At 63.0% G+C, this 26,298-nt stretch carries 22 protein-coding genes, 1 tRNA gene and 1 other RNA gene; 11 read left to right on the top strand and 13 right to left on the bottom strand.

The features are described from left to right. Nucleotides 1-43: 43 nt before the first annotated feature. From BMZ43_RS12430 to BMZ43_RS12420, 3 genes are all read left to right on the top strand, one after another. Nucleotides 44-119, top strand: a non-coding RNA gene (locus BMZ43_RS12430) — sX9 sRNA. A 43-nt stretch (nt 120-162) separates the two neighbouring features. Next, a complete protein-coding gene (gene hrpB, locus BMZ43_RS12425) occupies nt 163-2,667 on the top strand; it encodes an ATP-dependent helicase HrpB (RefSeq protein ID WP_093254004.1) in 2,505 nt (834 codons plus the stop codon). A 119-nt stretch (nt 2,668-2,786) separates the two neighbouring features. Beyond that, the gene (locus tag BMZ43_RS12420; protein WP_093254001.1) at nt 2,787-3,215 is read left to right on the top strand and encodes a pyridoxamine 5'-phosphate oxidase family protein; all 429 of its coding nucleotides are present in this window, start codon (nt 2,787-2,789) and stop codon (nt 3,213-3,215) included. Between the two features lie 4 nt (nt 3,216-3,219). Here BMZ43_RS12420 and BMZ43_RS12415 read toward each other — a convergent pair whose 3' ends face one another. The 8 genes from BMZ43_RS12415 to BMZ43_RS12380 form a co-directional block, all read right to left on the bottom strand. Then, the gene (locus BMZ43_RS12415) at nt 3,220-4,428 is read right to left on the bottom strand and encodes an amino acid deaminase (RefSeq protein ID WP_093253999.1); all 1,209 of its coding nucleotides are present in this window, start codon (nt 4,426-4,428) and stop codon (nt 3,220-3,222) included. Then, complete coding sequence (locus BMZ43_RS12410) at nt 4,425-5,198, bottom strand: IclR family transcriptional regulator (RefSeq protein ID WP_093253995.1); 774 nt, start codon at nt 5,196-5,198, stop codon at nt 4,425-4,427. Before BMZ43_RS12410 ends, BMZ43_RS12415 begins: the two co-directional genes overlap by 4 nt. A 14-nt stretch (nt 5,199-5,212) precedes the next feature. After that, the gene (locus tag BMZ43_RS12405) at nt 5,213-5,599 is read right to left on the bottom strand and encodes a RidA family protein (protein WP_059313667.1); all 387 of its coding nucleotides are present in this window, start codon (nt 5,597-5,599) and stop codon (nt 5,213-5,215) included. A gap of 27 nt (nt 5,600-5,626) precedes the next feature. After that, nucleotides 5,627-6,403, bottom strand: a complete 777-nt coding sequence (locus BMZ43_RS12400; RefSeq protein WP_093253990.1) for an amino acid ABC transporter ATP-binding protein — start codon at nt 6,401-6,403, stop codon at nt 5,627-5,629. Next, complete coding sequence (locus BMZ43_RS12395; protein ID WP_093253983.1) at nt 6,400-7,062, bottom strand: amino acid ABC transporter permease; 663 nt, start codon at nt 7,060-7,062, stop codon at nt 6,400-6,402. Before BMZ43_RS12395 ends, BMZ43_RS12400 begins: the two co-directional genes overlap by 4 nt. Nucleotides 7,063-7,072: 10 nt before the next feature. Next, nucleotides 7,073-7,735, bottom strand: a complete 663-nt coding sequence (locus BMZ43_RS12390; protein WP_064307400.1) for an amino acid ABC transporter permease — start codon at nt 7,733-7,735, stop codon at nt 7,073-7,075. A 48-nt stretch (nt 7,736-7,783) separates the two neighbouring features. After that, nucleotides 7,784-8,563, bottom strand: a complete 780-nt coding sequence (locus BMZ43_RS12385) for a transporter substrate-binding domain-containing protein (RefSeq protein ID WP_256562936.1) — start codon at nt 8,561-8,563, stop codon at nt 7,784-7,786. Between the two features lie 268 nt (nt 8,564-8,831). After that, nucleotides 8,832-10,292 carry an N-acyl-D-amino-acid deacylase family protein gene (locus BMZ43_RS12380; protein ID WP_093253972.1) on the bottom strand — a complete coding sequence of 487 codons (1,461 nt, stop codon included), beginning with the start codon at nt 10,290-10,292 and terminating at the stop codon, nt 8,832-8,834. Nucleotides 10,293-10,468: 176 nt separating this feature from the next. On the opposite strand from BMZ43_RS12380, the gene BMZ43_RS12375 reads away from it, so the two are divergent. From BMZ43_RS12375 to BMZ43_RS12365, 3 genes are all read left to right on the top strand, one after another. Next, nucleotides 10,469-12,487: a methyl-accepting chemotaxis protein gene (locus tag BMZ43_RS12375; protein ID WP_093253965.1), complete on the top strand. Its 2,019-nt coding sequence runs from the start codon at nt 10,469-10,471 to the stop codon at nt 12,485-12,487. Between the two features lie 96 nt (nt 12,488-12,583). Further along, nucleotides 12,584-13,015, top strand: coding sequence for a LexA family protein (locus BMZ43_RS12370; protein ID WP_093253961.1), 432 nt, complete (start codon nt 12,584-12,586; stop codon nt 13,013-13,015). Further along, nucleotides 13,008-14,279 carry a Y-family DNA polymerase gene (locus BMZ43_RS12365; RefSeq protein ID WP_093253957.1) on the top strand — a complete coding sequence of 424 codons (1,272 nt, stop codon included), beginning with the start codon at nt 13,008-13,010 and terminating at the stop codon, nt 14,277-14,279. The genes BMZ43_RS12370 and BMZ43_RS12365 overlap by 8 nt, the downstream gene beginning before the upstream one ends. Nucleotides 14,280-14,294: 15 nt before the next feature. On the opposite strand, the gene cycA is transcribed toward BMZ43_RS12365, so the two are convergent. After that, on the bottom strand, nt 14,295-15,674 hold the full coding sequence (cycA, locus tag BMZ43_RS12360) for a D-serine/D-alanine/glycine transporter (RefSeq protein WP_064307395.1): 1,380 nt from the start codon (nt 15,672-15,674) through the stop codon (nt 14,295-14,297). Between the two features lie 46 nt (nt 15,675-15,720). Here cycA and BMZ43_RS12355 point away from each other — a divergent pair, with 46 nt between their 5' ends. Continuing rightward, entirely contained in the window at nt 15,721-18,102 is a 2,382-nt protein-coding gene (locus BMZ43_RS12355) for a hybrid sensor histidine kinase/response regulator (protein ID WP_371913878.1), read from the top strand. Nucleotides 18,103-18,884: 782 nt separating this feature from the next. Here BMZ43_RS12355 and BMZ43_RS12350 read toward each other — a convergent pair. After that, a complete protein-coding gene (locus BMZ43_RS12350; protein ID WP_093253951.1) occupies nt 18,885-19,382 on the bottom strand; it encodes a helix-turn-helix domain-containing protein in 498 nt (165 codons plus the stop codon). Nucleotides 19,383-19,490: 108 nt separating this feature from the next. Here BMZ43_RS12350 and BMZ43_RS12345 point away from each other — a divergent pair, with 108 nt between their 5' ends. Beyond that, nucleotides 19,491-19,958 carry a hypothetical protein gene (locus tag BMZ43_RS12345; RefSeq protein ID WP_093253948.1) on the top strand — a complete coding sequence of 156 codons (468 nt, stop codon included), beginning with the start codon at nt 19,491-19,493 and terminating at the stop codon, nt 19,956-19,958. Nucleotides 19,959-20,020: 62 nt separating this feature from the next. On the opposite strand, the gene BMZ43_RS12340 is transcribed toward BMZ43_RS12345, so the two are convergent. Continuing rightward, nucleotides 20,021-20,584 carry a recombinase family protein gene (locus BMZ43_RS12340; RefSeq protein ID WP_093253944.1) on the bottom strand — a complete coding sequence of 188 codons (564 nt, stop codon included), beginning with the start codon at nt 20,582-20,584 and terminating at the stop codon, nt 20,021-20,023. Between the two features lie 200 nt (nt 20,585-20,784). Here BMZ43_RS12340 and BMZ43_RS12335 point away from each other — a divergent pair, with 200 nt between their 5' ends. Beyond that, complete coding sequence (locus BMZ43_RS12335; protein WP_093253941.1) at nt 20,785-22,599, top strand: ATP-dependent nuclease; 1,815 nt, start codon at nt 20,785-20,787, stop codon at nt 22,597-22,599. A 35-nt stretch (nt 22,600-22,634) separates the two neighbouring features. On the opposite strand, the gene BMZ43_RS12330 is transcribed toward BMZ43_RS12335, so the two are convergent. Beyond that, nucleotides 22,635-24,575 (bottom strand): site-specific integrase, encoded by a 1,941-nt coding sequence (locus BMZ43_RS12330; RefSeq protein ID WP_093253939.1) that lies wholly within the window; start codon nt 24,573-24,575, stop codon nt 22,635-22,637. Between the two features lie 86 nt (nt 24,576-24,661). Then, a tRNA-Gly gene (locus BMZ43_RS12325) sits at nt 24,662-24,735 on the bottom strand. Between the two features lie 134 nt (nt 24,736-24,869). Between BMZ43_RS12325 and BMZ43_RS12320 the strand changes: the two genes are divergently transcribed. Continuing rightward, nucleotides 24,870-25,931 carry a M4 family metallopeptidase gene (locus tag BMZ43_RS12320; RefSeq protein ID WP_093253935.1) on the top strand — a complete coding sequence of 354 codons (1,062 nt, stop codon included), beginning with the start codon at nt 24,870-24,872 and terminating at the stop codon, nt 25,929-25,931. A gap of 12 nt (nt 25,932-25,943) precedes the next feature. Beyond that, the gene (locus tag BMZ43_RS12315) at nt 25,944-26,279 is read left to right on the top strand and encodes a protealysin inhibitor emfourin (protein ID WP_017640065.1); all 336 of its coding nucleotides are present in this window, start codon (nt 25,944-25,946) and stop codon (nt 26,277-26,279) included. Nucleotides 26,280-26,298 lie beyond the last annotated feature (19 nt).

Genomic DNA, 26,298 nt, shown 5'->3' with positions numbered 1-26,298 from the left:
CTGCGCGTCTGCCATACAGGTGCGTGCAGTGCTCGGAATCCTCATGTACCACTCGTACACTGCGGTTCCTGCGCGCCGCGCGCACCTGCCTGACAGCCGCTCGCTACATTTTGTTAGCCGCTCTTATACTGCCCGCCCCGTTGAGACCACCGGCCGAGCCCCATGACGCCCTTGCCCATCGATGTTGTCCTGCCCGACCTGCGCCAGGCCCTCGCCCGCCGTGATGACTGCGTGCTGGAAGCGCCGCCCGGCGCCGGCAAGACCACCCGGGTGCCCCTGACGCTGCTGGACGAACCCTGGCTGGCCGGTCAGCGCATCCTGCTGCTGGAGCCGCGCCGGCTGGCGGCTCGCGCTGCCGCCGAGCGCCTGGCCGCGGAACTGGGCGAAGGCGTCGGCGAGACGGTGGGCTATCGCATCCGCCTGGAAAGCCGGGTAGGGCCCCGCACCCGCATCGAAGTGGTCACCGAGGGCATCCTCACCCGCCGGCTGCAGGACGACCCGGCGCTGGACGGTGTCGGCCTGGTGATCTTCGACGAATTCCACGAGCGCAGCCTGGACGCCGATCTAGCCCTTGCACTGACCCTGAGCGGGCGAGAGCTGCTACGCGATACGCCGCTCAAGGTGCTGGTGATGTCCGCCACCCTGGAAGGCGAGCGTCTCGCCGCGCTGCTCGGGGGCGCGCCGGTGGTGCGCAGTGAAGGCCGGATGTTTCCGGTCACGACCCGCTGGAGTCGACCGCTCGGCCAGAACGAGCGCCTGGAGACGCGGGTGGCCGCCACGGTGCTGCAGGCACTGGACGAGGAGACTGGCAGCCTGCTGGTCTTTCTGCCCGGCCAGGCGGAGATCCGCCGCACCGCCGAGCGCCTGACGGAGCAGCTGCCTGCCGGGGTGTTGCTCTGTCCGCTGCATGGCGAGCTGGAGCTGGCGGCCCAGCGCGCCGCCATCGAGCCGGCGCCGGCCGGCAGCCGCAAGGTGGTGCTGGCCACCAATATCGCCGAGACCAGCCTGACCATCGAAGGGGTGCGGGTGGTGGTGGACGCGGGCCTGGCGCGGGTGCCGGCCTTCGATCCCGGCAGCGGCATGACCCGTCTGACCACCCGCCGCATCTCCCGTGCCTCGGCGACCCAGCGCCAGGGTCGCGCCGGCCGCCTGGAACCGGGGGTCTGCTATCGACTCTGGTCGGAAGAGCTGCATCAGCAGCTGCCAGCCTACGACAGCGCCGAGATCCTCCAGGCCGATCTGGCTGGTCTGGCCCTGCAACTGGCGCGCTGGGGCATGAACGCCGAGGAGCTGGCCTGGCTCGATGCGCCGCCCGCCGCCGCCCTGGCCCAGGCCCGCGACCTGCTGATGCGCCTGGGCGCCCTGGACGACCAGGGCGTGCTCACCCCTCATGGCCAGGCCATGAGCGGTCTGCCGGCCCATCCGCGGCTGGCGCACCTGCTGTTGCGTGGTCAGGCCTGGGGCCTGGCCGAGCGCGCCTGCGCGATCGCCGCACTGTTGGGCGAGCGCGACCTGGCGCCAGGGCAGGGCGCCGACCTGCATACCCGTCTGCTGCTCCTGGCCGGTGAGGGGCGCGGCCCGCGTGGCGGGGTGGCGCGCATTCGCCAGCTGGTCCGTCAGTACCGTGGCCTGCTGCGTGGCCAGGCCGAGCAATTGGTGGCCGATCCCGAGCACCCGCGCTGGACCGGCGCCCTGCTGGCCTGCGCCTATCCGGATCGCATCGCCCAGCAGCGCAAGGCCGGCGGCCAGGACTATCGCCTGGCCAATGGCCGGGCCGCCAGCTTTGGCGAGCCGGACGGGCTGATGAAATCGCCCTGGCTGGTGGTGGCCGACCTGGGCAGTCGCCAGGGGCAGCGCGAGGAGCGCATCTACCTGGCCGCCGAACTGGATCCGGCGTTGTTCGAGGGGCCGCTGGCCGAGCAGGTCGTGAGTCACGATGAATTGGATTGGGACGAGCGCGAAGGCGTCCTGCGCGCCGAGCGCCAGCGACGGGTCGGCCATCTGGTGCTGAGTCGCGAACCGCTGAAGAACCTGGACGCTGCGGCCCGCAGCCGCGCGCTGTTGGGGTTGGTGCGGCGCAAGGGCCTGGAGTTGCTGCCCTGGACGCCGGAATTGCGCCAGTGGCAGGCGCGGGTGGCCTTGCTGCGCCAGCTAGACCTGCAGCAGAAGCAGGCGAGCGACTGGCCGGACGTCAGCGACGCTGCCCTGCTGGCCAGCCTGGAAGATTGGCTGCTGCCCTACCTGGACCGCGTCATCCGCCTGGCCCACTTCGCTACCCTGGATCTGGCAGCCATGCTCCAGGGGCTACTGCCCTGGCCGCTGCCGCGGCAGCTGGACGAGCTGGCCCCGCGCACCCTGGTGGTACCCTCCGGCTCCAACATCCGCCTGGACTACAGCGAGCAGCCGCCGGTGCTGGCGGTGCGGCTGCAGGAACTGTTCGGTCTGGCCGATACCCCGCGCCTCGCCGGTGGGCGCCTGGCGGTCAAGCTGCACCTGCTTTCCCCGGCGCGGCGTCCGGTGCAGGTCACCCAGGACCTGGCCAGCTTCTGGGCCAACACCTATGGCGAGGTGAAGAAGGACCTCAAGGGTCGCTATCCCAAGCACTACTGGCCGGACGATCCGCTGATCGCCGAACCGACGGCGCGGGCCAAGCCCAGGGGGACCTGAAGTCGGCAGCGCAGTCCGTCTGAAAAGCCGGGTCGGCGGCTGCGCGTCGGAACCAAGCGGCAGCAGCTCCGGGTCTGAATTCAGACGGGCACTGCCTGCCCCCTACCGGAGCAATACCCATGGCCGACAAGACCCTGCACGACCTGTCCAAAGCGATGAGCGATCTGGATTTCTGCATGCTGACTACTGGCACCGGGCGTCTGACCAGCCGGCCGATGAGCAATAACGGCGACGTCGAGTACGACGGTGATTCCTGGTTCTACGCCTATGAGGATTCGGCCAAGATCCGCGACATCGAGGCTGATCCGGCAGTGGGTTTGAGCTTCAGCGAGGGTAAGAGCCTGCTGGGCAAGCCCGGCATCTTCATCGGCATCGAAGGGCATGCCGAGCTGATCCGCGACAAGGCGCAATTCGAGGCCCACTGGACCAAGAATCTCAATCGCTGGTTTCCCCAGGGTACCGACACGCCCGGCATGATCCTCATCAAGGTGCATGCCGAGCGCATCCGCTACTGGGATGGCGAGGAAGAGGGCGAGCTGCGTCCCTAGCGCCTCAGAAGCAGGTCGCGAAGGTCTCGACCACCTGCAGCCCCTCGTCGACGATGCAGCCCTGGCGCCACTTGTCGAAGGTCAGGCAAGGATGGGAGGTGCCCAGGGCGACGATGTCGCCGATGGCCAGCGCGGTCCCCGGGGCCACGACCATGAAGGCGTGCTGGTCCATGATGGCGGTGACCGTGCAGCCGCTGATGTCGAGGGCTTCGCTGGCGGCCTGGCCCGGCCGGTAGCGGCGTAGCGGTAGCGGCAGGCCGGCATCGTGGGCGATGTCGCGCTTGCCCAGGGCGAGGATGGCGAAACCGGGTTCGGGCATGGATTGCACGTGGGCCCAGACTTCCAGCGCCGGTTGCAGGCCTTCGTCGAGACCGGTGCGGGCCAGGACGCCACACTGGGCATCACGATAGATCCCGTGGTCATGGACCACATAGCTGCCGGGACGCATGACGGCGAGAAAGCGCTCGCGCACTTCCAGCTGGTCGAAGGCGGCGGCGATCAGGTCGTACCAGGCCGAGCCCGAAGCAGTGACGACGGGCCGGTCGAGGGCGAAGGCGCCCTGGCCACGCAACTCCTCGGCCAGGCGCACCAGGGAATCGGCGAAGGCGCGGATGTCGGTCACTGCCTCGGCGCCGTGAATCACGCCCTCGTAACCTTCGATGCCGGTCAGCCGCAGCGCCGGTTGTCCGGCGATGGCGCGGGCCAGTTCACGCACCTCGGCTTCGCTGCGGCAACCGCAACGGCCGCCGGGTACGCCGTATTCGATCATCACCTGCAGCGCCAGGCCGCGTGCGCCAAAGAATGCACCCAGAGCGCTGACCTGGTCGGGATGATCCACCAGGCAATGGAAGTCGAAGTCTGGATCGGCGGTGAGCAGTTCGGCGATCAGCGCCATGTTCGGCGCGCCCACCAGCTGATTGGCCATCAGTACCCGGCGCACGCCGTGGGTATGGGCGGCGCGGGTCTGCACCGCGGTGGCCAGGGTCATGCCCCAGGCGCCCGCGGCCAGTTGTCGCTGGAACAGCGCCGGCGCCATGCTGGTCTTGCCGTGGGGTGCCAGCTCGGCGCCACGGTCGCTGGCGAAAGCCTGCATCCAGGCAATGTTGTGGTCGAGCGCCCGCTGGTGGATGACCAGGGCGGGCAGGGCGATGTCGCTGAGCAGGCTGGCGCCAGGACTGGCGGCGCCTTTCTCGGGGGCATGTAGAGCGGTCATGGATTCTCCTGGCCGCCCAGGCGCTGGGACAGGCGGCGAGCGCTGTCGACCAGCACCTGGCGGTACTCGGCATGGTGGGCCTGGGCGTCGGCGCGGGGCGCGACGATGCACAGGGTGGCGATGTTCAGGCCGCTGGCATCCTGCACCGGAGCGGCGAAGCAGTGGGTGTAGGTGTCGGCGATGCTATCGAAGGAAAAGAAGCCTGCGGTGCAGGCGCTACGGATCTCGGCGATAAAGGTCGCCGGCGGCAGGCGGCTGCCGTCGGGCAGGATGAAGTCGTCCGGATCGATCAGGGCGAGTATCTCGGCGTCGCTCAGATGGCCGAGCAGCAACCGGCCAGAGGCGGTCCAGGGAATGGGCGCGTCCTCGCCGACGTTGGAGGAGATGCGAAAGGCGCGGGCGCCTTCTTTCATCAGCGAGACGGTGTACTTGCGGCCATTGAGCTGGCACAGCTGGGCGGTCTCGCGGGTCTGGGCGACGATGTCGTCCAGCAGCAGCCCGGCCTCGCGGGCCAGGTCGAAGTGGCGCAGGTGCGCCTGGCCGAGAAAGTACAGCTCGCGGCCCAGGTAGACCTGACCGTCGCGGCCCACGGCATCGAGCATGTGCCGCTCCAGCAACAGGCCGACCAGATCGTAGACGGTGGACTTGGGAATGCCCAGGCCGGCGGCGATCTCGTTGGGTCGCAGCGGCCGACCTACCCGCTTGAGGTGATCGAGGATGTCGAAGGCGCGGTCCAGGCCGCGGGCTCTCTGGCGGGTAGGTTCGGTCATCTGTGTGATTTGTCTCAGGCCTTGGGTTTGTAGGCGATGCAGTCGATCTCGACCTTGCAGTCCACCATCATGGAGGATTGCACGCAGGCGCGCGCCGGGGCATTGCCGGCGAAGTACTCGGCGAACACCTTGTTGAAGCTCCAGAAATCGCGGGGATCGTCCAGCCAGACGCCGGCGCGTACCACGTGCTCCAGACCGTAGCCGGCCTCGTTCAGGATGGCGATCAGATTCTGCATGGTCTTGTGGGTCTGGGCGACGATGCCGCCGTCGATGATCTCGCCGTTCTCCATGGCCACCTGGCCGGAGACGTGCAGCCAGCCATCGGCTTCCACCGCGCGGGCGAAGGGGAGGGGTTGACCACCTGCGCCGCGTTCGCCGGCGCCGTAACGAATGATGCTCATGGTGTTGCTCCTGTAGCGGGGGATGATTCAGAAAGAGGTCCGGCCGAGGAATTCGGCGAGACGGGTGGAGCGGGGCCGCTCGAACAGTTCGCGCGGCGGACCCTGCTCCTCGATGCGACCCTGGCTCATGAAGACGATGCGATCGGAGACCTCGTAGGCGAATCTCATCTCGTGGGTCACCAGCAGCATGGTCATGCCATCCTGGGCCAGGTCCTTGATCACTGCCAGCACCTCGCCGACCAGCTCCGGATCCAGCGCCGAGGTGGGTTCGTCGAACAGCATCAGGCTGGGGTTCATGGCGATGGCGCGGGCGATGGCCACCCGTTGCTGCTGACCGCCGGAGAGCTGGCCGGGATGGTGGTCGCGCCGCTCGATCAATCCGACCCGGCGCAGCCACTGCTCGCCGAGGGCGATGGCTTCGTCCTTGCCCAGCTTCTTGACCTTGCGCAGGCCGAGGGTGACGTTTTCCAGGGCGGTGAGGTGCGGAAACAGATTGAATTGCTGGAAGGCCATCCCGGTGAGCGAACGCTGGCGGGCGACCTCGCGCTCCGGCAGGCGCTGGCGGCGGCCGCCGTCTTCGCGGTAGCCGATGGCCTCGCCGGCCAGCTGGATGCTGCCACCCTGGAAGTCTTCCAGCAGGTTGACGCAGCGCAGCAGGGTGGTCTTGCCCGAGCCACTGGAGCCGATCAGGGTCACCACGTCGCCACGGTAGAGGCTGAGATCGATGCCCTTGAGCACCTCCACCTCGCCAAAGCTCTTGTGCAGGCCGTTGATACTCAGCAAGGGGTCGTTGGCAGCGGTCATGGCAGGGTCACCCGTTTTTCCAGGTAGCGGCCGAGCCGCTCGATGGCGAAGTTGATGAGAAAGAACAGCAGCCCGGCGAACAGATAGAACTGCAGGGTCATGAAGGTGCGGGCGATGACCTGCTGGCTGCTCAGCAGCAACTCGGCCACGCCGATCACCGAGAGCAGGGTGGAGGCCTTGACGATTTCGGTGGAGGCGTTGACCCAGGTCGGCAGGATCTGGCGCAGCGCCTGGGGCAGGAGCACCTCCTTGAGACTCTGGGCGAAGGTCAGGCCGATGGCTTTGGCCGCCTCGTGCTGGCCACGGGGAATGGCCTGCAGGGCGCCGCGGACGATCTCCGCCACGTGGGAGCCGCAGAACAGCAGCAGCGCCGCGGTGCCGGCCTGGAAGGGCGTGGGTCGCAGGCCCAGCGCCGGCGCCATGTAGTAGCAGGCCAGCACCAGCACGAACACCGGGGTGCCGCGAATCAGGTCGGCGTAGACGCGGAACGGCAGGCGCAGCGGCCAGCGGCCATAGGTCAGCGCCAGGCCGCCGAGGGTACCCAGCAGGGTGCCGCCGAGCACCGCCAGTACCGAGCAGGCCAGGGTGGTGGCGAAACCGGCGGCCAGGGTCTGGCGGGCGTTCCACAATTCCAGGAACCAGGAGGGGGCTTCGTACACGATACGGCTCCTAGCGGGTCAGGCTAAGCCGCCGTTCCAGCTGGCGCAGCAGCAGGGCGATGACGTAGCAGGTGAGGATGTAGAGGAGGCTGGTCACCAGCCAGGTCTCGATGACCCGGTAGCTTTCCAGGTTGATCTTGCGTGCCTGGTAGGTCAGCTCCGGCACGGCGATGGCCGCCGCCAGGGAGGTGTCCTTGAACAAGGAGATGAAGCTGTTGGAGAGCGATGGCAGGACGTTGCGCAGCATCACCGGAATGATGACGTAGGCCTTGATCTGCCATTCGCGCAGGCCGATGGCCAGGCCCGCCTCGCGCTGGCCCTTGGGAATGGCCATGAGGCCGCCGCGAAACACCTCGGCCAGGTAGGCGCCGGCATAGAGCGCCAGGGTGATGAGAAAGGAGCTGAGCTTGTCCAGGCGGATACCGACGCTGGGCAGGGCGAAGTACAGCAACAGGATCAGCACCAGGATTGGGGTGTTGCGCACCAGGGTGACGTAGCCCGCCGCCAGCCAGCGCAGCGCCCGCACCGGCGAGAGCAGGGCGAAGGCGGTGGCCAGGCCGATCAGGCAGCCGATGGCGATGCCCACCAGGGCCAGCTGCAGGCCGAGGGCGAGCCCGGCCAGCAGGTGGTCCAGGTTCTGCCACACGGGGGCGAAGTTGAGGGTGTAGTTCATGCTCGACGTCTACCTAGAGGGCGCGGACAGGCCGCGCCGGGGCCAGGATCACTTGAACTCGACGGGGAAGCCAATCGCCGGGGACGGCAACTCGACGCCGAACCACTTCTTGAAGGAGGCCTGGTAGGTGGGGAATTCCACACCGGTCATGGCCTCGTGCAGGGCGGTGTTGACGAAGCTCAGCCAGTCCTGGTCGCCGCGCTTGACCGCGCAGGCGTAGGTCTGGGGACTCCAGGCGTAGTCGGGCGAGCGGTAGCGGCCGGGATTCTGGGTCATCAGGTACTTGACCGAGGACTGGTCGGTGGCCACGGCGTCGGCGCGGCCGGTGCCCAGGGCCTGGTAGAGCAGGTCGACGCTGTCGTACTGGTCGACCTTGGCGCCGGGCAGCGCCTGGTGCACCAGTTCCTCGGCATAGACGTTCTGCAGCACGGCCACGGTCAGGTCGCCCTTGGCCGCCTTGAGGTCGTCGATCTGCTGATAGCGGCTGTTGGCCGGCAGGAGCAGGGCCACGCCTTCACGGTAGTAGGGCAGGGTGAAGGCCACCTGCTGGGCGCGGCTGGCTGTCACGGTGATGAACTGGCAGCTGATGTCGACCTTGTCGGTGAGCAGGTTGGGGATGCGCGCATCCGAGCCCTGGACGACGAATTCGACCTTTTCCGGATCGTTGAACAGGCCCTTGGCGATGACCTTGGAGATATCGATATCGAAGCCCTGCAACTTGCCGTCGGCGCCCTGGAAGTGCCAGGGGGCGTTGGTGCTGCCGGTACCCACCACCAGATGGCCGCGCTTGAGCACGTCATCCAGCTTGGCCGCCTGGGCGCCGGTCATGGCGACCAGACCCACCAGCAGCGCCAGTGTTTTCCACCCCTTCGTCTTGCCCGTCATTATGCGACTCCTTTTCCGTTATAGCGGAATAATGTTCGTAAAAACGGAATAGACTGCAGTCACTGTGCCAGCTTTTTCGACGGCTTTGCAAATCAATGGCTTGGCTTGAACGACGGGCAAAGAAGGGGCTCCCGGTGCCGTGGGTGGCACCGGGAAGTGGCGGAAGGTAACGGCGGCGCACCAGGTCAGGACGTTACCCGGTAGCGTTCAATCAGCAGCGTGGGAAGGTTTGCCGCAGGTCCCCGGCACGGGGCAGGAAGCGGCCATGGCGCTCGTCGATGCTCTGGTCCGGCGCATAGGCCAGACGGCCATTCACCCAGACGGCGTGGATGCCTTCTGCGGGGCGCTGTGGCTCGCTGAAATCGGCCACATCGCGAATGCGGGCGGGATCGAACAGCACCAGGTCGGCATGGGCGCCCGGTTCGATCAGGCCGCGATCCTTGAGGCCGAAGCGCGTGGCGGAAAGACCGGTCATCTTGTGCACGGCGGTGTGCAGGGGGAAGAGACCGAGGTCACGGCTGAAATGGCCGAGCACCCGCGGAAAGGCGCCCCAGAGGCGCGGATGGGGGAAGGGATCCTCGGGCAGGCCGTCGGAGCCGATCATGCTCAGCGGATGAGCGAGGATCAGCCGCACATCGGCCTCGCTCATGCCGTAGTAGACGGCACCCGCTGGTTGCAGGTGACGGGCGGCTTCCTGCAGGTCCAGCCCCCAGTCGGCGGCGATGGCGTCGAGGTCACGGCCGCCGCATTCGGGATGCGGGGTGGACCAGGTGATGGTGATGCGATGCCGCTGGGTGACCTGCTTGAGATCCAGGGTGGAGGAGCTGGCGGCATAGGGATAGCAGTCGCAGCCAACCTGTTGGGTCTGCGCGGCCTCGGCCAGGGCGCCGAGCAGTTCCGGTGCGCGCCCCCAGTTGTCCACCCCGGCGCATTTGAAGTGGGAGACCACCACCGGTGCCCGGGCCTGGCGACCGATGGCCAGGGCTTCGTCCAGCGCTTCGTGGACCGCGGCGAATTCGCTGCGCAAATGGGTGGCATAGAGTCCGCCCACGGCATCCAGCTCCGCGGCCAGCTGGGCCACCTCGTCGGTCGGGGCCGCCGCGGCGGACGCATAGGCCAGGCCGCTGGAAAGCCCCAGGGCACCGGCGGCCAGGCTGTCGCGCAACTCGGCACGCATGGTGGCGATCTCGGCCGGAGTGGCGGCACGCTGGAGATCGTCCAGGTGGTTGCTGCGCAACGCCGTGTGGCCGACCAGGGCAGCCACGTTGACGCCGGGCTGCGCCCGTTCCACGGCGGTGCGGTAGGCGGCGAAGGTGGGATAGACGAAAGCCGTGGCCGGGCCGAGCAGATTCAGCGGGTCCGGCGGCTCGCCACGTAGCCGCACCGGGGCGGCGCTGATGCCGCAGTTGCCTACCACCACGGTGGTGACTCCCTGGCTGAGCTTGGGCAACTGCTCGGGGCGGCGGATGACCATGGTGTCGTCATGGGTGTGGACGTCGATGAAGCCAGGCGCCAGCACCAGGCCGCTGCCGTCGCGGACCTCTCGGGCTGGTTCAGTGGACAGGTCGCCCAGCTTCTGGATACGTCCGGCTGAGACAGCGACATCGAGCGGCCTGCCCGGACGGTCGTGGCCGTCCAGCACCAAGGCATTGCGAATCAATAAGTCATGCATGCTAGAGCTATCCGAAGACCGTTGAGGGGCGGCTTTCGACCGCCGAGTGGCAAATAGCCAGGGAAGCGAAGCGACAGCTCGATAGAGACGAAACTGTTACAAGAATTTTTGTCTATTACGTCACAAATAGGGCGGTATAGCCCTAATGACCCCTTTCGCCGCCGCCCGAGCTAGCCATGAATCTGCTGACCCCTGCTGTAACGATAATGAATCGCCTGAGGTTTCCCGCCAAGTTCGTCTGCCTCGCCACCATCGTTCTGGTGCCGCTTCTGTTTCTCAGCGTCTACCTCTATCAGGATATCCAGGAGCAGCGCGTGAGCCTGACCCAGGAGATCGACGGTCAGCGCTATCTGACGCAGCTGACCCCGGTCGCCCGACTGAGCATGTTGCAGCGTGCCCTGACCAAGCGTGTCCAGGATGGCGACACCTCGGCGCAGCAGGATTGGCAGAACAATCGCGACAACCTGCTCAAGGCCTATGACGACCTGGGGCAGCTGGATCGTGAACTCGGCGGTAAGCTGGAAACCGGCGATCGCGTCAGCCAGCTGCGGCTGGGAGCCGAACGGTTGTTGCAGGGCACCTCAGGCAACTCCCTGGAGGTGTTCGAAGGCTGGAATGAGCAGCTGACCAAGACCCTCAACTTCTTCTATTACGTCTCGGCCACCTCGGGCCTGGCGCTGGATGCCGACTACACCAGCCTCTTTCTCATCGATATCACCTCGCTGCGACTGCCGCGGGAGATCAATCTCATCGGCCAGCTGCGCGGCCTGGCGAGCGGCCTGAGCGCTACCAACAACTTCGATCCGGCCACCCTCAATGTGGCGCGTACCCTGGTGCGCCAGGAGCGGCAGACCGCCGACGAACTGGAGCAGGGTTTGCGGCTGCTGGCGCGCCAGGCGCCTGAATTGGCGCAACGCCTCAAGGGCTCCCTGGCGCTCGCGGCGGACGACTATGCCAACTTCCGCCAGGGCATGCTGACCGCCATGAGCGGGGAGGGTGTAGTTGCCGGGCGCGCTCTGGGTGCCCAGGGCAATGCCGTGGTCGCCCGCTACTACAAGGTTCTGGAAGAGGCCCAGGGCCTTCTGTCCCAGATGCTGGCCGAGCGCCTGGCCCATGAGACCGCGCTGCGCAATATGATGCTGGGCATGATCCTGGGGGCCTTGCTGCTGCTGAGCTACACCTTCGCCGGCATCTACCAGGCCCTGCGCCTGGGGATCGCCGAGCTGGTCGAGGTGACCGCCGCCGCTGCCCGGGGCGATCTGAGCCGCCGGGCAGCCTTGTCCGGGCGTGACGAGATCGCCGACATAGGTCGTAGCCTGGATGAGATGCTGGAGGCTTTCGGTCGCTCGCTGCGCGAGGTCGATCAGGCTTCCCAGGCAGTCGCCCAGGCATCCGGTGCCCTGGCCGGCTCCATTGGTCAGGCACGCTCGACCATGCAGGCGCAACAGGGCGAGACCGACCAGGTGGCCACGGCCATCACCGAGATGACCGCCAGCGTGGCGGACGTCGCCAACAACACAGAAGGCGCTGTCGCGGCTGCCCAGCAGGCCGATCAGGCCACCCGCGACGGCGCCCGGGTGATGCAGCAGACCCAACAGGCCATCGAAGCCCTGGCCGCCGAGGTGGATCTCAGCGCCACCAAGGTCGCCGCCCTGGAGAGTCACAGCCAGGCCATCGGTGGGGTCATCGCGGTGATCCGTACCATCGCCGAGCAGACCAATCTGCTGGCCCTCAACGCCGCCATCGAGGCCGCACGGGCCGGTGAGCAGGGTCGCGGTTTCGCCGTGGTGGCCGACGAGGTCCGCACCCTGGCCTCCCGTACCCAGACCTCCACCGAGGAGATTCGCCGCATCATCGAGCAATTGCAGGGCGCTACCGCCGAAGCCGTCGGCCAGATGCAGGGCAGTCGTAGCCACGCCCTGACCGGTGTCGCGGCCGCCGAGCAGGCCAGCGTCAGCCTGACCAGCATCGGCTCCGCCGTGGGGCGCATCGTCGACGTCAATGTGCAGATCGCCAGCGCTGCGGAGCAGCAGGCCGCAGTGTCTGAGGACATCAACCGCAACACCACCGGCATCCGCGCCAGCACCCTGCAGGTGCTGAGCGGCATCGAGTCCGATGCCGATACCGCCGAGCGTCTCGCCGGTCTGTCCCAGGATCTGCGCGGTATCGTCTCGCGCTTCCGCCTTAGCGCCTGAAGGCGCCGCTCATCGGCGGAAATCAGGTCTGACTTTACAACCTGACGGCTGCGGATAACTGTATAAATAGACAGTTATCCGCAGGAGCGCCTTGTCATGTCCGTTACCGTCCTGGGTTGTCTGGCGTCGTCCGCCACCCAGCTGCCGCTCTATGATTTTCGCCTGCCGTGCGGCTTTCCTTCGCCGGCCCAGGATCATCTGGAGCGCCAGGTTTCGCTGGACGAACTGGTCGACCTGCGCGCTCCTCATACCTACGTTATCCAGGTCAGTGGCGACAGCATGACCGGGGTGGGCATTTTTCCTGGCGATCTGGTGATCGTCGACCGCGCCCGTCCGGCGCGGGTGGGCGATATCGTGGTGGCGGTGCGCGACCGCGAGCCCACCCTCAAGCGCCTCGGTCGGCAAGGCGCCCATTTCGTCCTGCTGGCGGAAAACCCCGCCTATGCACCCCTGGTCATCGGCGAGCGCGATGACTTCGAAGTCTGGGGTGTGGCCACCCACAGCCTGAGGCGCTTTGGCCATGGCTGAGTCGGTGTTGGCGCTGATCGACTGCAATGCCTTCTATTGCAGTTGCGAGCGGGTCTTCCGCCCCGATCTCGCCGGGCGCCCGGTGGTGGTGCTATCGAACAACGACGGCTGCGTGATCGCCCGCTCGACCGAGGCCAAACGCCTGGGCATCGCCATGGCGGCGCCCTGGTTTCAGGTGCGCGAGCTGGCCCAGCGTGGCGAGGTCGCGGCCTTCAGTTCCAATTATGCTCTCTATGGCGACCTCAGCGACCGGGTGATGCGCACCCTGGGGACTCTGGTGCCGCGCCTGGAGCGTTACAGCATCGACGAGGTATTCGCCGATCTGGCTGGCCTGCCCGAACCCCTGGACGCCCTCGGTCATCGCCTGCAGGCCAGGGTGCAGAAGTGGACGGGCATCCCGGTCAGCGTCGGCATCGCCGGTACCAAGACCCTGGCCAAGCTGGCCAATGCCGCCGCCAAGCGCTGGCCGGAGCGCACCGGTGGCGTGCTGGATCTGCGCGATCCGGTGGTGCATGACTGGGTGCTGAAACACTCGCCGATCGAAGACGTCTGGGGTGTCGGCCGGCGCCTGGCCGCGCGCCTGCGGGGCGAGGGCGTCACCACTGCCTGGGAGCTGGCCGCGCAGGATGCCTGGTCACTGCGCCAGCGCTACAGCGTGGTGCTGGAGAAGACCGCCCGGGAATTGCGCGGGCTGGCCTGTCTGGGTCTCGAAGAACTGGAGGCGCCGCGGCAGACCATTTGCAGCAGCCGCATGTTCGGCCGTCGCCAGTACCAGTTCGGCGCCTTGGCCGAGGCGGTGGCCAGCTACACCGCCCGCGCCGCGGAAAAGCTGCGCGCCCAGGGGTCGCTCTGTCGCACCCTGAGGGTCAGCATCCAGACCGGGATGCACGGCGCCGACGAGGCTCGCTATGCCAATGCCGCCCTGCTCAATCTGCCGGTGCCCAGCGACGACACCCGGGTGCTCAACGATTATGCCCAGACCGGCCTGCGCGAGATCTTTCGCGACGGTTTCGGCTATGCCAAGGCCGAGGTGTTGCTGCTCGATCTCTACGGCCGTAGCGAGGTGGCCGCGGATCTCTTCGCTTCCGCACCGGATCCGGCCGCTACCCGGCTGATGGCAACGCTGGACGCCATCAACGGCAAGTTCGGTCGCGAAACCCTGCGTCCAGCCCGGATTCCCCGGGATCCCGCCTGGCAGATGCGCCGCGACCTGCTCAGCCCGCGCTACACCACCCGGCTCGATGAACTCTGGACGGTGGGCTGAGCGACCAGTACCTGGCTAGCCGCCGCGTAGCGTCCGCCCGCGCCACCAGTAGCCCACCCCCAGCAGCAGGAACCACAGCGGACTGGCCAGCAGCGCCTGGCGGGTGTCGTCCTGCAGGGTCAGCAAGACCAGCACCGCGGCGAAGAAGGCCAGCACCCCGTAGCACACCCAGCGCCCGCCGGGCAGGCGAAAGGCCGAGGCGGCATGGCGTTCCGGGCGGTTGCGTCTATAGGCCAGCCAGGCCAGCAGGATCAGCGACCAGACGAACATGAACAGCACCGCCGCCAGGGTGGTGACCAGGGTGAAGGCGGTAACCAGGTTGGGGATCAGGTAGATCAGCACCGTGCCCAGCAGCAGGCACAGGCAGGACAGTACCAGTCCGCGCGCCGGTACCGCCGCTCGCGAAAGCTGGGTGAGGCCGCGGGGCGCGTGGCCTTCGCGGGCCAGGCCATAGAGCATGCGGCTGGTGGAGAAGATGCCGCTGTTGGCCGAGGAGGTGGCCGAGGTCAGCACCACGAAGTTGATCAGGCTGGCGGCCATGGGCACGCCGGCCAGCACGAAGAGTTCGACGAAGGGACTCTTGTCCGGCACCACCTGGCGCCAGGGCGTCACCGCCATGATCACCACCAGCGCCAACACATAGAACACCAGGATGCGCACCGGAATGGAGTTGATAGCGCGGGGCAGGTTGCGCCGGGGATCGGCGGTCTCGGCGGCGGTGGTGCCGACCAGCTCGATGCCGACGAAGGCGAACACGGCGATCTGGAAACCGGCGAAGAAGCCGCCCAGGCCCATTGGGAAGAAGCCGCCGTCGTTCCACAGATTGCTCAGGCTCGCCACGTTGCCCGAGGGCGACTGGAAACCCCAGAGCACCAGGCCGAAGCCGGTGACGATCAGCGCGCAGATGGCGACGATCTTGATCAGCGCGAACCAGAATTCCAGTTCGCCGAAGAGTCGCACCGTGACCAGGTTGAGGCCTAGCAGGAGCAGCACGCAGAGCAGCGCCGGGATCCAGGGCGCGAGGCTGGGAAACCAGAACTGGGCATAGGCGGCGATGGCGATGACATCGGCGATGGCGGTGACGATCCAGCAGAACCAGTAGGTCCAACCGCAGAAGAAGCCGGCCCAGGGCCCGAGTAGGTCGGTGCAGAAGTCGATGAAGGACTTGTACTCCAGATCCGACAGCAGCAGTTCGCCCAGGGCGCGCATGACAAAGAACAGCGCGCTGCCGATGATCAGATAGACCAGCAGGATCGAGGGACCGGCCAGGGCGATGGTCTTGCCCGAGCCCATGAACAGGCCGGTGCCGATGGCGCCGCCGATGGCGATCAGTTGCAGATGGCGATTGGACAGGCTGCGTTGCAGCCCCTCGGGCGGGGTGGAAGACGCGGACATGACGAGCGGATACCTGACAGCGACAGCGGGGGCCACACGGTAAGAGATGCACGTCGCCGGTGCCAGTCGTTTCACCGGGACAGCATGCCGCAGGGCCGGCCCGACCATCGATGGGCAGGGCTGCGCCGTCGGTCACCTGGAACTCTGGCAGGGACTCCCGTACCTGCCTATCATGGGCATCCGGACGCCTTGCAGAGGGTCCGGACGGCCACGAGATCCCTCAGTGCCTCTGCCAGTGAGTCGTTCCTTGTCCTACCTAGAAACCTTCGCCTGGGAATCCACGCCGCTGGGTGGCCGTGCTGGCTGGCCCGTCGCGCTACGGACCACCTACGATCTGCTGATGGCCTCACCCTTCGCCATGTGCGCCACCTGGGGCGCCGAGCAGACGCTGATCTACAACCACGCCTACGCCCCCTTTCTCGGTGCGCGGCATCCCGCGGCACTGGGGCAGCCGATCCACGAGGTCTGGGTGGAGCTGTGGGACGAGATCGCCCCGCTGATCGACCGGGCACGCGCCGGCGAGGCGCTGCACTTCGTCGACAAGCACTTCGTGATGACCCGCAACGGCTATCCCGAGGACACCTACTGGAGCTTTTCCTATAGTCCGCTGCGTGACGGCGAGCGCATCGTCGGCATGCTCAACATCACCACCGAGACCACCGCCAGCGTCCAGGCCCATCGCCAGCGCGACATCGCCGAAGCCGCGCTGCGCCGACACAACCTGACCCTCGAACAGGAGCTCTCAGCGCGCATCGACGAACGCGACAGCGCCCGCGCTGCGAAGAGCAGCGTGCTGGCGGCGGCCGAACGGGTGCAGCTGGCCCTGGCCGCCGGTGCCATCATCGGCACCTGGTACTGGGATCTACCCACCGACAGATTCACCGTCGACGAAGCCTTCGCCAGCCACTTCGGCCTGGACCCGGCGCTGGGCCGTGATGGGCTGAGCCTGGCGCAGGTGGTCGCCAACGTGCATCCGGACGACCAGGCGGGCCTGGCCGCGGCCATCGCCGACGTGCTCGGACGCGGCGGGCGCTATGCCCACCAGTACCGGGTGCGCCGCAGGGACGGTCGCTACTACTGGCTGGAGGCCAACGGCCATGTCGAGCTGGCAGCGGACGGCACCCCGCTGCGCTTTCCCGGCGTGCTGCTGGACGTGGACGCCCGCCGGGCCCTGGCCGACGAGCGTGACCGTGCCTTGGCGGAGCTGCGCGACCTGACCGCCACCCTGGAGCAGCGCGTCGAAGAACGCACCGCAGACCTCCGCCGCTCGGAAGAAGCCCTGCGCCAGTCGCAAAAGATGGAGGCGGTCGGCCAGCTCACCGGCGGCCTGGCCCATGACTTCAACAACCTGCTCGCCGGAATCTCCGGCAGCCTCGACCTCATGGGCCTGCGCATCGGCCAGGGGCGCTTCACCGAGCTGGAAAAATACCTGCTGGCCGCCCAGGGCAGCGCCAAGCGCGCCGCCGCCCTGACCCATCGCCTGCTGGCCTTCGCCCGCCGCCAGACCCTGGCCCCGGAGGCCACGGTGGTCAACCAGCTGGTGGGCGGCATGCTCGATCTGGTGCAGCGCACCGTGGGGCCCGCCATCCAGGTGCACTTCACCAGTCTGCCGGACGACCAGCCGCTGTTGGTGGATCAGTCCCAGCTGGAGAACACCCTGCTCAATCTGTGCATCAACGCCCGCGATGCCATGCCCAACGGTGGGCGCATCCTCATCGCCGCCAGCTATCGCATTCTCGGTGACGGAGATACCCGCGATTTCGAGCTGCCGCCTGGACGCTATCTGCATCTGAGCGTGACCGATACCGGCAGCGGCATGACAGCGGAGGTCGCCGCCAAGGCCTTCGAGCCCTTCTTCACCACCAAGCCCATGGGCCAGGGCACGGGCCTGGGGTTGTCGATGATCTATGGCTTCGCCCGCCAGTCCGGCGGCCAGCTGCGGCTGCGCTCGACGCCGGAGGAGGGCACTACCGTCTGCCTTTACCTGCCACTGCGGCCGGTAGAGCAGCCAGGCGAGACGCCCCTGGCCGATGGTCGACCCTGTCCGCTGGAAGGCGCCAATGCCACGGTGCTGGTGGTCGACGACGAACCCACGGTGCGCATGCTGGTGACCGATCTGCTGCGCGAGCTGGGCTACGTCATCATCGAGGCCGCCGACGGCGCCGGCGGCCTGGAAGTGCTGCACTCCGATGCCCGTATCGACCTGCTGGTGACCGACGTCGGCCTGCCCGGCGGCATGAACGGCCGCCAACTGGCCGACGCGGCCCGCGTCCACCGCCCGGCGCTCAAGGTCCTGTTCATCACCGGCTTCGCCGAAACCTCGCTGCTCAGCGACGGCCACCTGGAACCGGGCATGGCGATCCTGACCAAGCCCTTCGCGGTGGAGGCTCTGGCGCAGCGGGTGAAGGGGTTGGTGGAGGTAGGGTAAGCCCCATGTCGTCCAGGCTGAACCGCACGGAAATGAGGGCCGGAAACGCAACGGCCCCCAATCAGCTGGTCCGCAAGGACTGATTGGAGGCCGTCTGGATCTGGAGCGGGCGAAGGGAATCGAACCCAACCCCAAGTGTCGCGTAAACCTTTGATTTATGGAGTGATTCCCGGGGGCAATGTAGGACCTCTTTGTAGGAGGAGCAAGGACCCTTAGGATTGCGCCGGTATAAGGTGGGGGTAGTGTGTATTCGGCGTCGCAAAACTTCGTGGAACCTTACACAGGCTCTCATTCACGGGTCTGACTAGCTCTCATGGGCGTTCGGCCTGAATTTCTGCCTGAGATCGATCAGGGAAAACGCGCTGAGGGGTTGATTTGAAATGTAACCCTCAGTAGTCTAATCAAGTCCCGGGCTATCGGTATCTGAACGTTCACCGGGAAGGGGAAGGGCAACCTTCTCAAAGCCACTTGGTTGGCGGGCTCTAGAAGGTGCAGCATAGGAGCCAGCGGTAGAGATGCTCGTAATTGAGGGTCGGAGCCGCGCTGTAACAGGTCTTGGAGCCGCCGCACTCCCCAGCTTCAAGGTCTGCATAATCCGACCAGGGTTAAAATGAGACACGGACGGAAGGCCTCAGCCTTCTAGGATGTAGGTCTTCAACCCTCTCTAGCCGGTCTCTGCGACGGCTAGGGAGAGATGTGCCTACACTCTGGAAGGCCCTATAAAACCAAGTGAATAAATCTCAAAGTGAAACAGAAGTAGGTCGTAGGTAAACGAAAAACGCCTATTTCTTTGGCGTAGACGTTTCAGTCAGCTTTTTCCATTCGACAGCTGACACCAGGCCCGGGTTACCCTGGCTGTTGGGTCGCCACCATTTCGCTGTGCTCATGCCTCGCAGGTATTCCAAAGCCTCGTCAAACGTAGCGAAGCGCTTTGGGGCGTCCTTCTCTCCTACCTTGAATTTTCCATCTCTGGAGCTAGCTAAGCCCGGATGAAAGCAGGACCCATCTGAAGCGTAAGGGACCTCTGGCGAGAGGTCTTGACGAGCAGGGCGGGCTTCGCTCGTTTCGGACGTGACGAATAGATCCGCCTCCGGTATGCCTAGCACGACGGCCAGCCGCTCTATCGCATCCAACGATGGGTTTCCCTCTCCACGCTCCATACGGCTCATATAGCTACGCGCAAAGCCGCAGGTATCTGCGAACGCTTCCTGGCTCTGACCGGTAGCTAGGCGTAGCTCTTTGATTCGTCGGCCGAATCGGACCCTGAGAGATTCATTCATCCCGGGAATGTCGGTTGACGAACCCTAATCGGCCACGCTCTAATCGAGGAAATCCGAATCAATAGGGGTTGTAGAGCCCTATGCATCTCTATCTAAAAGGAGCTTTTGATGAAAGGAAGCGTGAAAGCTGTTGTAGCCGTTTCCCTGGCGATTCTGTTCGCCGCACCTGCCCTTACCTTTGCTGCGGAGTCCTTGGACAAGCTCAGCGCTAGGATGAAGGTCGGTGCAATGGGTAAGTCGATCAAGACTGGCGACCTCAACGGATTTGCGTCGCTACCAGCGGTGAGATATCCGGACGGGCTGACCGGCTTTTTGAAGCGCTATGACGTGTTTCCGCACCCTAACAATAGCTTCGTTGACTGTGGTGATGGGCTGGTCATGACACCAGCAGGTATCAAGTCGGGCTGTGTAGTATCCATCAAGCTAGCCAAGAAACAGGCTGACGGCTCATTTCGGGATATTGGTATACGAATCGAGTATGGGGTATGGCCGGGCGCCAAAACCTTTTCCGCTAACTCGAGTTATGCGAAATCAGCTATCCAAGGGGATGGGCTGCTCGAATTACAGATGCACTGATTCATCGCGAACAGTTCGGCGATGACGTAACCCAAGAGCTAGGCCCCGCATAGGGGCCTATTTCAGTTCTGAATCACTTTCGCTATCGTCGCTCGCGACACGCCATATCGCTTTGCAAGGGCGCTAATGCTCAGTCCGCTACCTACCCCTAGGGCTACCTGCGAACGTTGCTCCTGGGAGAGTCTGGGAGGTCTGCCGAGCTGCTTTCCCGCTTCCCTAGCCCGGGTTAGCCCTGCCTGTGTCCGCTCTACTAGCAAATCCCTTTCCATTTCCGCGACTGCTGCAAGCATAGAGATCAATAGCTTGCCTGCTGGAGACGTCAGGTCAACAGCACCCAGCTGATGCACCAATACGCGGATTCGTCGTGCCTCTAGCAAGCGAACAGTCTGTAAGACGTCTACGGAGTCGCGGCCAAGGCGGTCCAGCTTTGAAACAATTAATGTCTCGCCATCCCTGATCTTGCTCAGAAGCTCCGCGAAGGCAGGCCGCAGAGCAGCACAGGCTTTTCCACTGACAGTATCCGTAAACCAGAAGTCCAGTGCATAACCGGACTGCTCTAGCTCCAGCCTCTGGTTTTCAGATGTCTGCGCTGTAGTCGAGACCCGTCCATACCCGAAGATCGCCATCGTCCTTTTGCCCTATGTGAACTGCCAAGAAACGGTGCCACGGTAGGACGCCGTGCCAACAAAGCCAAGCCTAAATTCCTGACGGGCCTGGCCGATAGCTGGGATGGATGCCGGAAAACGGTCGATTATCGGCACCGGATTGGCACAGCCCATTGAGATGCGCTGCGTTGATTCATTTCTTAGCAAAGGGAGTTTGGCTAGTGAAAATTAGAAAGCTTGAAATTAAGAATTTTCGAGGCATCGGGGCTGCTTCAATTGAGATCGAGGACTTCACGACGTTTATCGGGCCAAACAACATCGGGAAGTCTACCATTCTGCACGCTCTTCATTTGTTGTTAGACAATAAGAAGCCTACGATCGACGACTGGCCAAATAAAACTCAATCCGATGATGTGATGGAGATTTCTTGCGAATTTCGAGATTTGGAAGAGTGGGAGAAGAAAAAGCCGGCAATCTCTGGGCTGCTGGATGGCGATAGCTTAAAGGTTAGGATGGAAGCCCGTTGGGGTGAGTCCGGTATAACATACGAGTATAGCGTTTACTGCACTACGGAAATCTATCCGTGGACCGATGTGAACTATAGTGAAGCTAAGAAGCATGAGCCGTTGAAGTCATGCTTGGCCTCTTTGGGCGTTGCTAAGGCAGATGAATACAAGCAGAGATTGCCGGAGATTGAGCAATGGTTCAGGGATAACCATCCTGAATGTGTCCAGTCTAAATTAGATTGGACGGTCAAGAGATTCCCGAATTCGCTTCAGCAAGCTGTTCCGCATGTTATGTATGTGCCGGCTTGTTTCAAAATTGAAGATGATTTGAAGGCAAATAGCAGCAGTCCGTTCGCATTTTTGTTCACCAATCGAATATTTCCGATCGTCAAGAATGATGCTGGTTACAAAGAGTATATTGATAAGGCTGCATTTCTACAGAAGAAGCTGAAAGGCCAGTCTGAGGATGGCGCTGTAATGGAAGGTCTTGGCGAGACCTTGGATAAGGTGTCTAACACGCTAAACCAAATTTTAGACTTTGATTCCAAGGTTAGACTCGCTATAGGTGAAATAGAGATAGAGCCACTATTCATGAAGGCTGCGACCTTTTTGATCGATGAGGAGTTTGAATCGAGTCTCGCTTACCAGGGAAGTGGTGTTCAAAGAGCGCTGGCATTTGCAATGTTGGAAAGTAATGCGGCTCATGCGGCGGCTGTTGAAGGGGGAGATAGGGCCGTTATCGTTCTCTATGAAGAGCCGGAGCTATACATACATCCTCATTTGATGCGTCGCCTGAAACATGCCTTGGTTGAGCGAACTAGCTCCGCTAAATGGCAAGTGGTTTGTAGCACGCACTCTCCGTTTTTGATTTCGCTAGCTGACAAGCCTAAATCTCTGAAACTGCTCAGAAAGGACGCTCAGAATAAGCGCCTGGTATATCAGCTGCCGGATGGGGTTTTCGAGAAGAGTGGCGAGTATGATGAGAGGGAGATATTGCGTGCAACGCTGGATTTCCATCCTACCGTTTGCGAGAGTTTATTTGCAAAGCGAGTAGTGCTAGTTGAAGGCGCAACTGAGGTGGCAGTGTTTCAGATGGCTGCTGACCTGTTGGAAAAGCTAGGGCTTGACTCTTCTATGGCAAAGGATACGACAATCATTGCGGCCGGAGGTAAATGGACCATTCCGGCAATCGCGAAGGTCTTGAATAGCTTGGGTATTGAGTATCGAATTATTCATGATATGGATAGAAAAGGGCTTTCAGATGCCGAGCTGGAAGAGCTTAGTCCTATAAACCCCTATAGAGCGAATAAAAAGATCGCTGATGTGGCTGCTGCGAACAAGGTCTTCGTTGTTGAAGATACTTTCGAACACGTAATATGGGACAAAGAGGTCGGCGAGGTCGCTAGCTCTAAGGACAAGCCTTACAATTCTTGGAAAAGGCTTCGCGACTACGTGGATGGCAAGCAGAACCTCACGGAAGCTAGCGTTCAGAAGCTCCGTGAGATCCTCAGTTTCGCATTTTGCGCTTAGTAATTAGTGCGGCGATAGCTATGCTGTCGCCGTCTTTACTTCAGTCGTTCCTTCCAACGTAGAGCATCGGTCACTGCAGATACGCCTAGATCTGACTGGAATCTCGCTATCTTAGGTAAAGAGAACTCCACCATTTTGACGAAGGGCAGCACGCTTTCAATAGACGAATCTTTTGTGTAGCGAGTGTCTGTAATTGTGTCGCCTCGTTCGTGGCCTGCAATTTGAGCCCTTGTGCGGGGCGGCATTCCCGTATCAAGCAAAGCTGTAATAAATGTGTGTCTGAAAGAGTGAAAGGACCGTGTGCCATCTCTCGGGATGTTTAGCTTTTGTCCGAGGAATCTCTCATTAAACCAGCTGCCGACTGGTTTGCCATAGCCCTTGATCGGATCTTTTCTCAGTTCTGGGAAAAGTCTTCTGTATCCGGACTCAGATAAGGCTTTTACATACTCCAGTAATCCCAAGTCGATAAGTGTAGGGTGAATAGGTATGTCGCGGATCGCATTTATCGTTTTAAGTGATTTCTCGGGAATTTTACTGTCGTTTCCATCAATGTCCTTCTTGTCGCTTTCATCCAGGTTAAAGGAAATGTAAGGCGTTCCGGTTGCTGTTTCTCTAAAGTCACTTAGATAGAGCTGTGCAAGCTCATTTCGTCTTCCGCCTGTGAATAAGGCAAGTAGAGGCATCCAGTAGTAGAAGGGTCGAAATTGGTGAAAGCGGTTGTGCTTGTTTTTTTCTCCAGCGCCAATTTTGAACCATGGCGCCGAGAAGATCGTTAACAACTCTTCATGCGAAAACTTTTGTCTTTGGTCCTGCTGTCTGGTATTGGCTTTCGGCTTGCTCGATATCTTGTCGGCAGGGTTTTCAAGAAAAATACGTTCACGCTTCGCCCATTTGAACATCTCTGATAGCTTGCTGATATAGGTGAAAACCGAGGTCGACGATAGAAGTGGCTCTCGGTTGGTTTCAGCGAGATTTTGCAACTCGATTGGGTTGTTTGTGCCGTGTCTTCTCGCTGCGTTATATCTGTTAGCCGGCATCCTTCTTAGCTGAGTCTCGTAGTCCCTAATTAGCTCTCGGTCCACCTCGCTAAGTTTGGGATCGCCCATCAAGTCGACAAAGGTGTTGCACATTCCATGCATCTTCGTTCTTTGCTCAGCGCTCCAGTTGCTATCCTTTGCGGCAAGAAAGCTTTCAACAAGCCAGCTGGATTTTCTCTGCCAAAATCGCGGGTTGATGAAGTCTGATCCAATCTCTTGTTTGGGTTCACCGGTTTGACTAGTCGGCGTGTGGGAGAGCAATCTGTTTTGAGCTTTGATTTCGGTGCTTAAGCCAGTCAGTTTGTCCGCATGGAGCTGCATGATAAGCACAGAGCTGCCGTCCACCTTTATCCCAGGAAGGTCAACAAAAAATGCCATTTTTTTCCGTTGCCTTCCGAAAAGGCGAAACACGGTCTCTTCGGCGTAACCGGTTTCAAGGATGCTGAAGACTGTGTTTCTAGGATGGAAAGGGCTCATATAGCCCGTGTGGTGATGTTCATTTCCAGCGGCGAATGCACTGTCCAAAACGAAGCCGCCGCTGGGTTCTCTTTCGAGATCAGTGAAGTCATTAACCAAGTAGCCAGGTATAGAGTTCGCAGCGATTGCTATCGGTATGTTGTTGTTTACTATCCCGCTTAAGATGAGCTTTTGTGAAACACCTTTTAAATCACTCAGCTCTTGAACGCTGACCAAGCCTGTCCGGCTCAAAGAACTATCTTCAGAAGAATTCACTGTGTTTTCCCACTGCAAAGCGATGACCAACGCTAACCATTCTGTTCTCACGCGGTTAGCGAATTGGAGAGCATCGCGCCGGCATGATGTTTGAGAAGACAGGTGGATTTCACGCTGTCCGGTTGGCAGGACGCAAGCTTTCGGGACTGTCAGTCGAACGACATAGATGCCATTGGGGCGCCGATAGACATTTGAGCGCTGGTGCATCGGGGTTAGCCTTTTGTAGGAGGCTACGCTGCACTTCGCTCTTTAGGCGCGAAAAGTCCTATGTATTCAAGGACTTGCGCAAGAGTTGGAGCGGGCGAAGGGAATCGAACCCTCGTCATGAGCTTGGGAAGCTCAGGTAATGCCATTATACGACGCCCGCGTGGGGTGCCTTTGTACCAGAAGCCTGCCTCCGGGTGAAGAGGCGGGAGTCGTCTGGTCGTTTCGTGGTCCAATCAGCAGGACCGCACGCTGCGGTGATCGGGGACCTTTGTCCCCCAGAGGAGGAGGGCGCGCATGTCTCGTAACCCGGGCACCATCCAGGGGGTGATTCCCCCCTACATTCTTGGCCGCATCATCGATCATGGCGACGAACACCAGCGTTCCTGCGCCCTGACCACCCTGAGTCATGTCCAGAGCCTGCTGCACAATCCCGGTCGCCCCGGGGTGCGCCAGGCCCCGGTCGGGGCCCTGCCGCGCACCGATGACGCCAGTCCGCAGCGCAGCATCTTCGATGCCGGCAATGCCATGCAGCTGCCCGGGCGGCTGGTGCGCCAGGAGGGGCAGCCGCCGCTGAGCGACGTAGCGGTGGACGAGGCCTATGATTACCTGGGCGCCACCTTCAAATTCTTCAACGAGGTCTTCGGCCGCAACTCCATCGATGGCCAGGGCCTGCCGCTCGCCGGCACCGTCCACTATGGCCAGGAATACCAGAACGCCTTCTGGAACGGCGAGCAAATGGTGTTCGGCGACGGTGACGGCGAGATCTTCAACCGTTTCACCATCGCCCTCGACGTCATCGCCCACGAACTGGTGCATGGCGTCACCGAGAGCGAGGCGGGGCTGGTGTACTTCAACCAGTCCGGTGCGCTCAACGAGTCGGTGTCCGATGTCTTCGGCATCCTGGTCAAGCAGTATGAGCTCAAGCAGACCGCCGCCGAGGCGGACTGGATCATCGGCGCCGGGCTGCTCACCCAAAAGATCAATGGCAAGGGCCTGAGGTCCATGGCCGAGCCGGGCACCGCCTACGACGATCCGACCCTGGGCAAGGATCCCCAGCCCGGGCATATGCACGACTACATCGAGACCCGCGAAGACAACGGCGGCGTCCACCTCAACTCGGGCATTCCCAATCGGGCCTTCTACCTGGCGGCGCTGGCTCTGGGTGGTCATGCCTGGGAAAAGGCCGGGCCGATCTGGTACGACACCCTCTGCGACAGCCGCCTGGCCAACGATGCGGATTTCGCCGCCTTCGCCCGCTTGACCGTCTCCAATGCCGGTCGCCGCTTCGGTGCCGAGTCGGCCGAGGTTCGCGCCGTCGAGGAAGCCTGGGCCGGCGTTGGCGTCACCCTTAGCTAGAGGAACAGGGCAATGCGCGAACTTCCCCCGCTGGGCAAGGACACCGTGGTACGGCTCTCGCGCCAGGGCGGCTTCGCGCCCTTGCATGCGCTGAGCAAACCGCGGGAGATCGAATTCGGCCAATACGATAGCGCCCAGCGCGGGCGCATCTGCTCGGTGTTGGAACGCTGTCTGCCGGAATCCGGCGAACCGACCCAGGTCGGGCGCGGCGATCAACGCTATTTCAAGGTGGAGCTGCGCTTTCGCCCGCAACCCGCCGAGCAGGAAGACGAGTTGACCCTGCTGATCCCCGAGGACCGGGCGCCCAGCGAACTGGTGCGGCTCTGGGACAAGGGGCTGGTGGAGTAACCAGAATCAACGGGCGGAA

The sequence above is a fragment of the Pseudomonas sp. Snoq117.2 genome (assembly GCF_900110545.1).
Taxonomy (GTDB): domain Bacteria; phylum Pseudomonadota; class Gammaproteobacteria; order Pseudomonadales; family Pseudomonadaceae; genus Chryseomonas; species Chryseomonas benzopyrenica.
The sequence above is the reverse complement of the archived record's forward strand: the minus strand, read 5'-3'. Positions and strand labels throughout refer to the sequence as shown.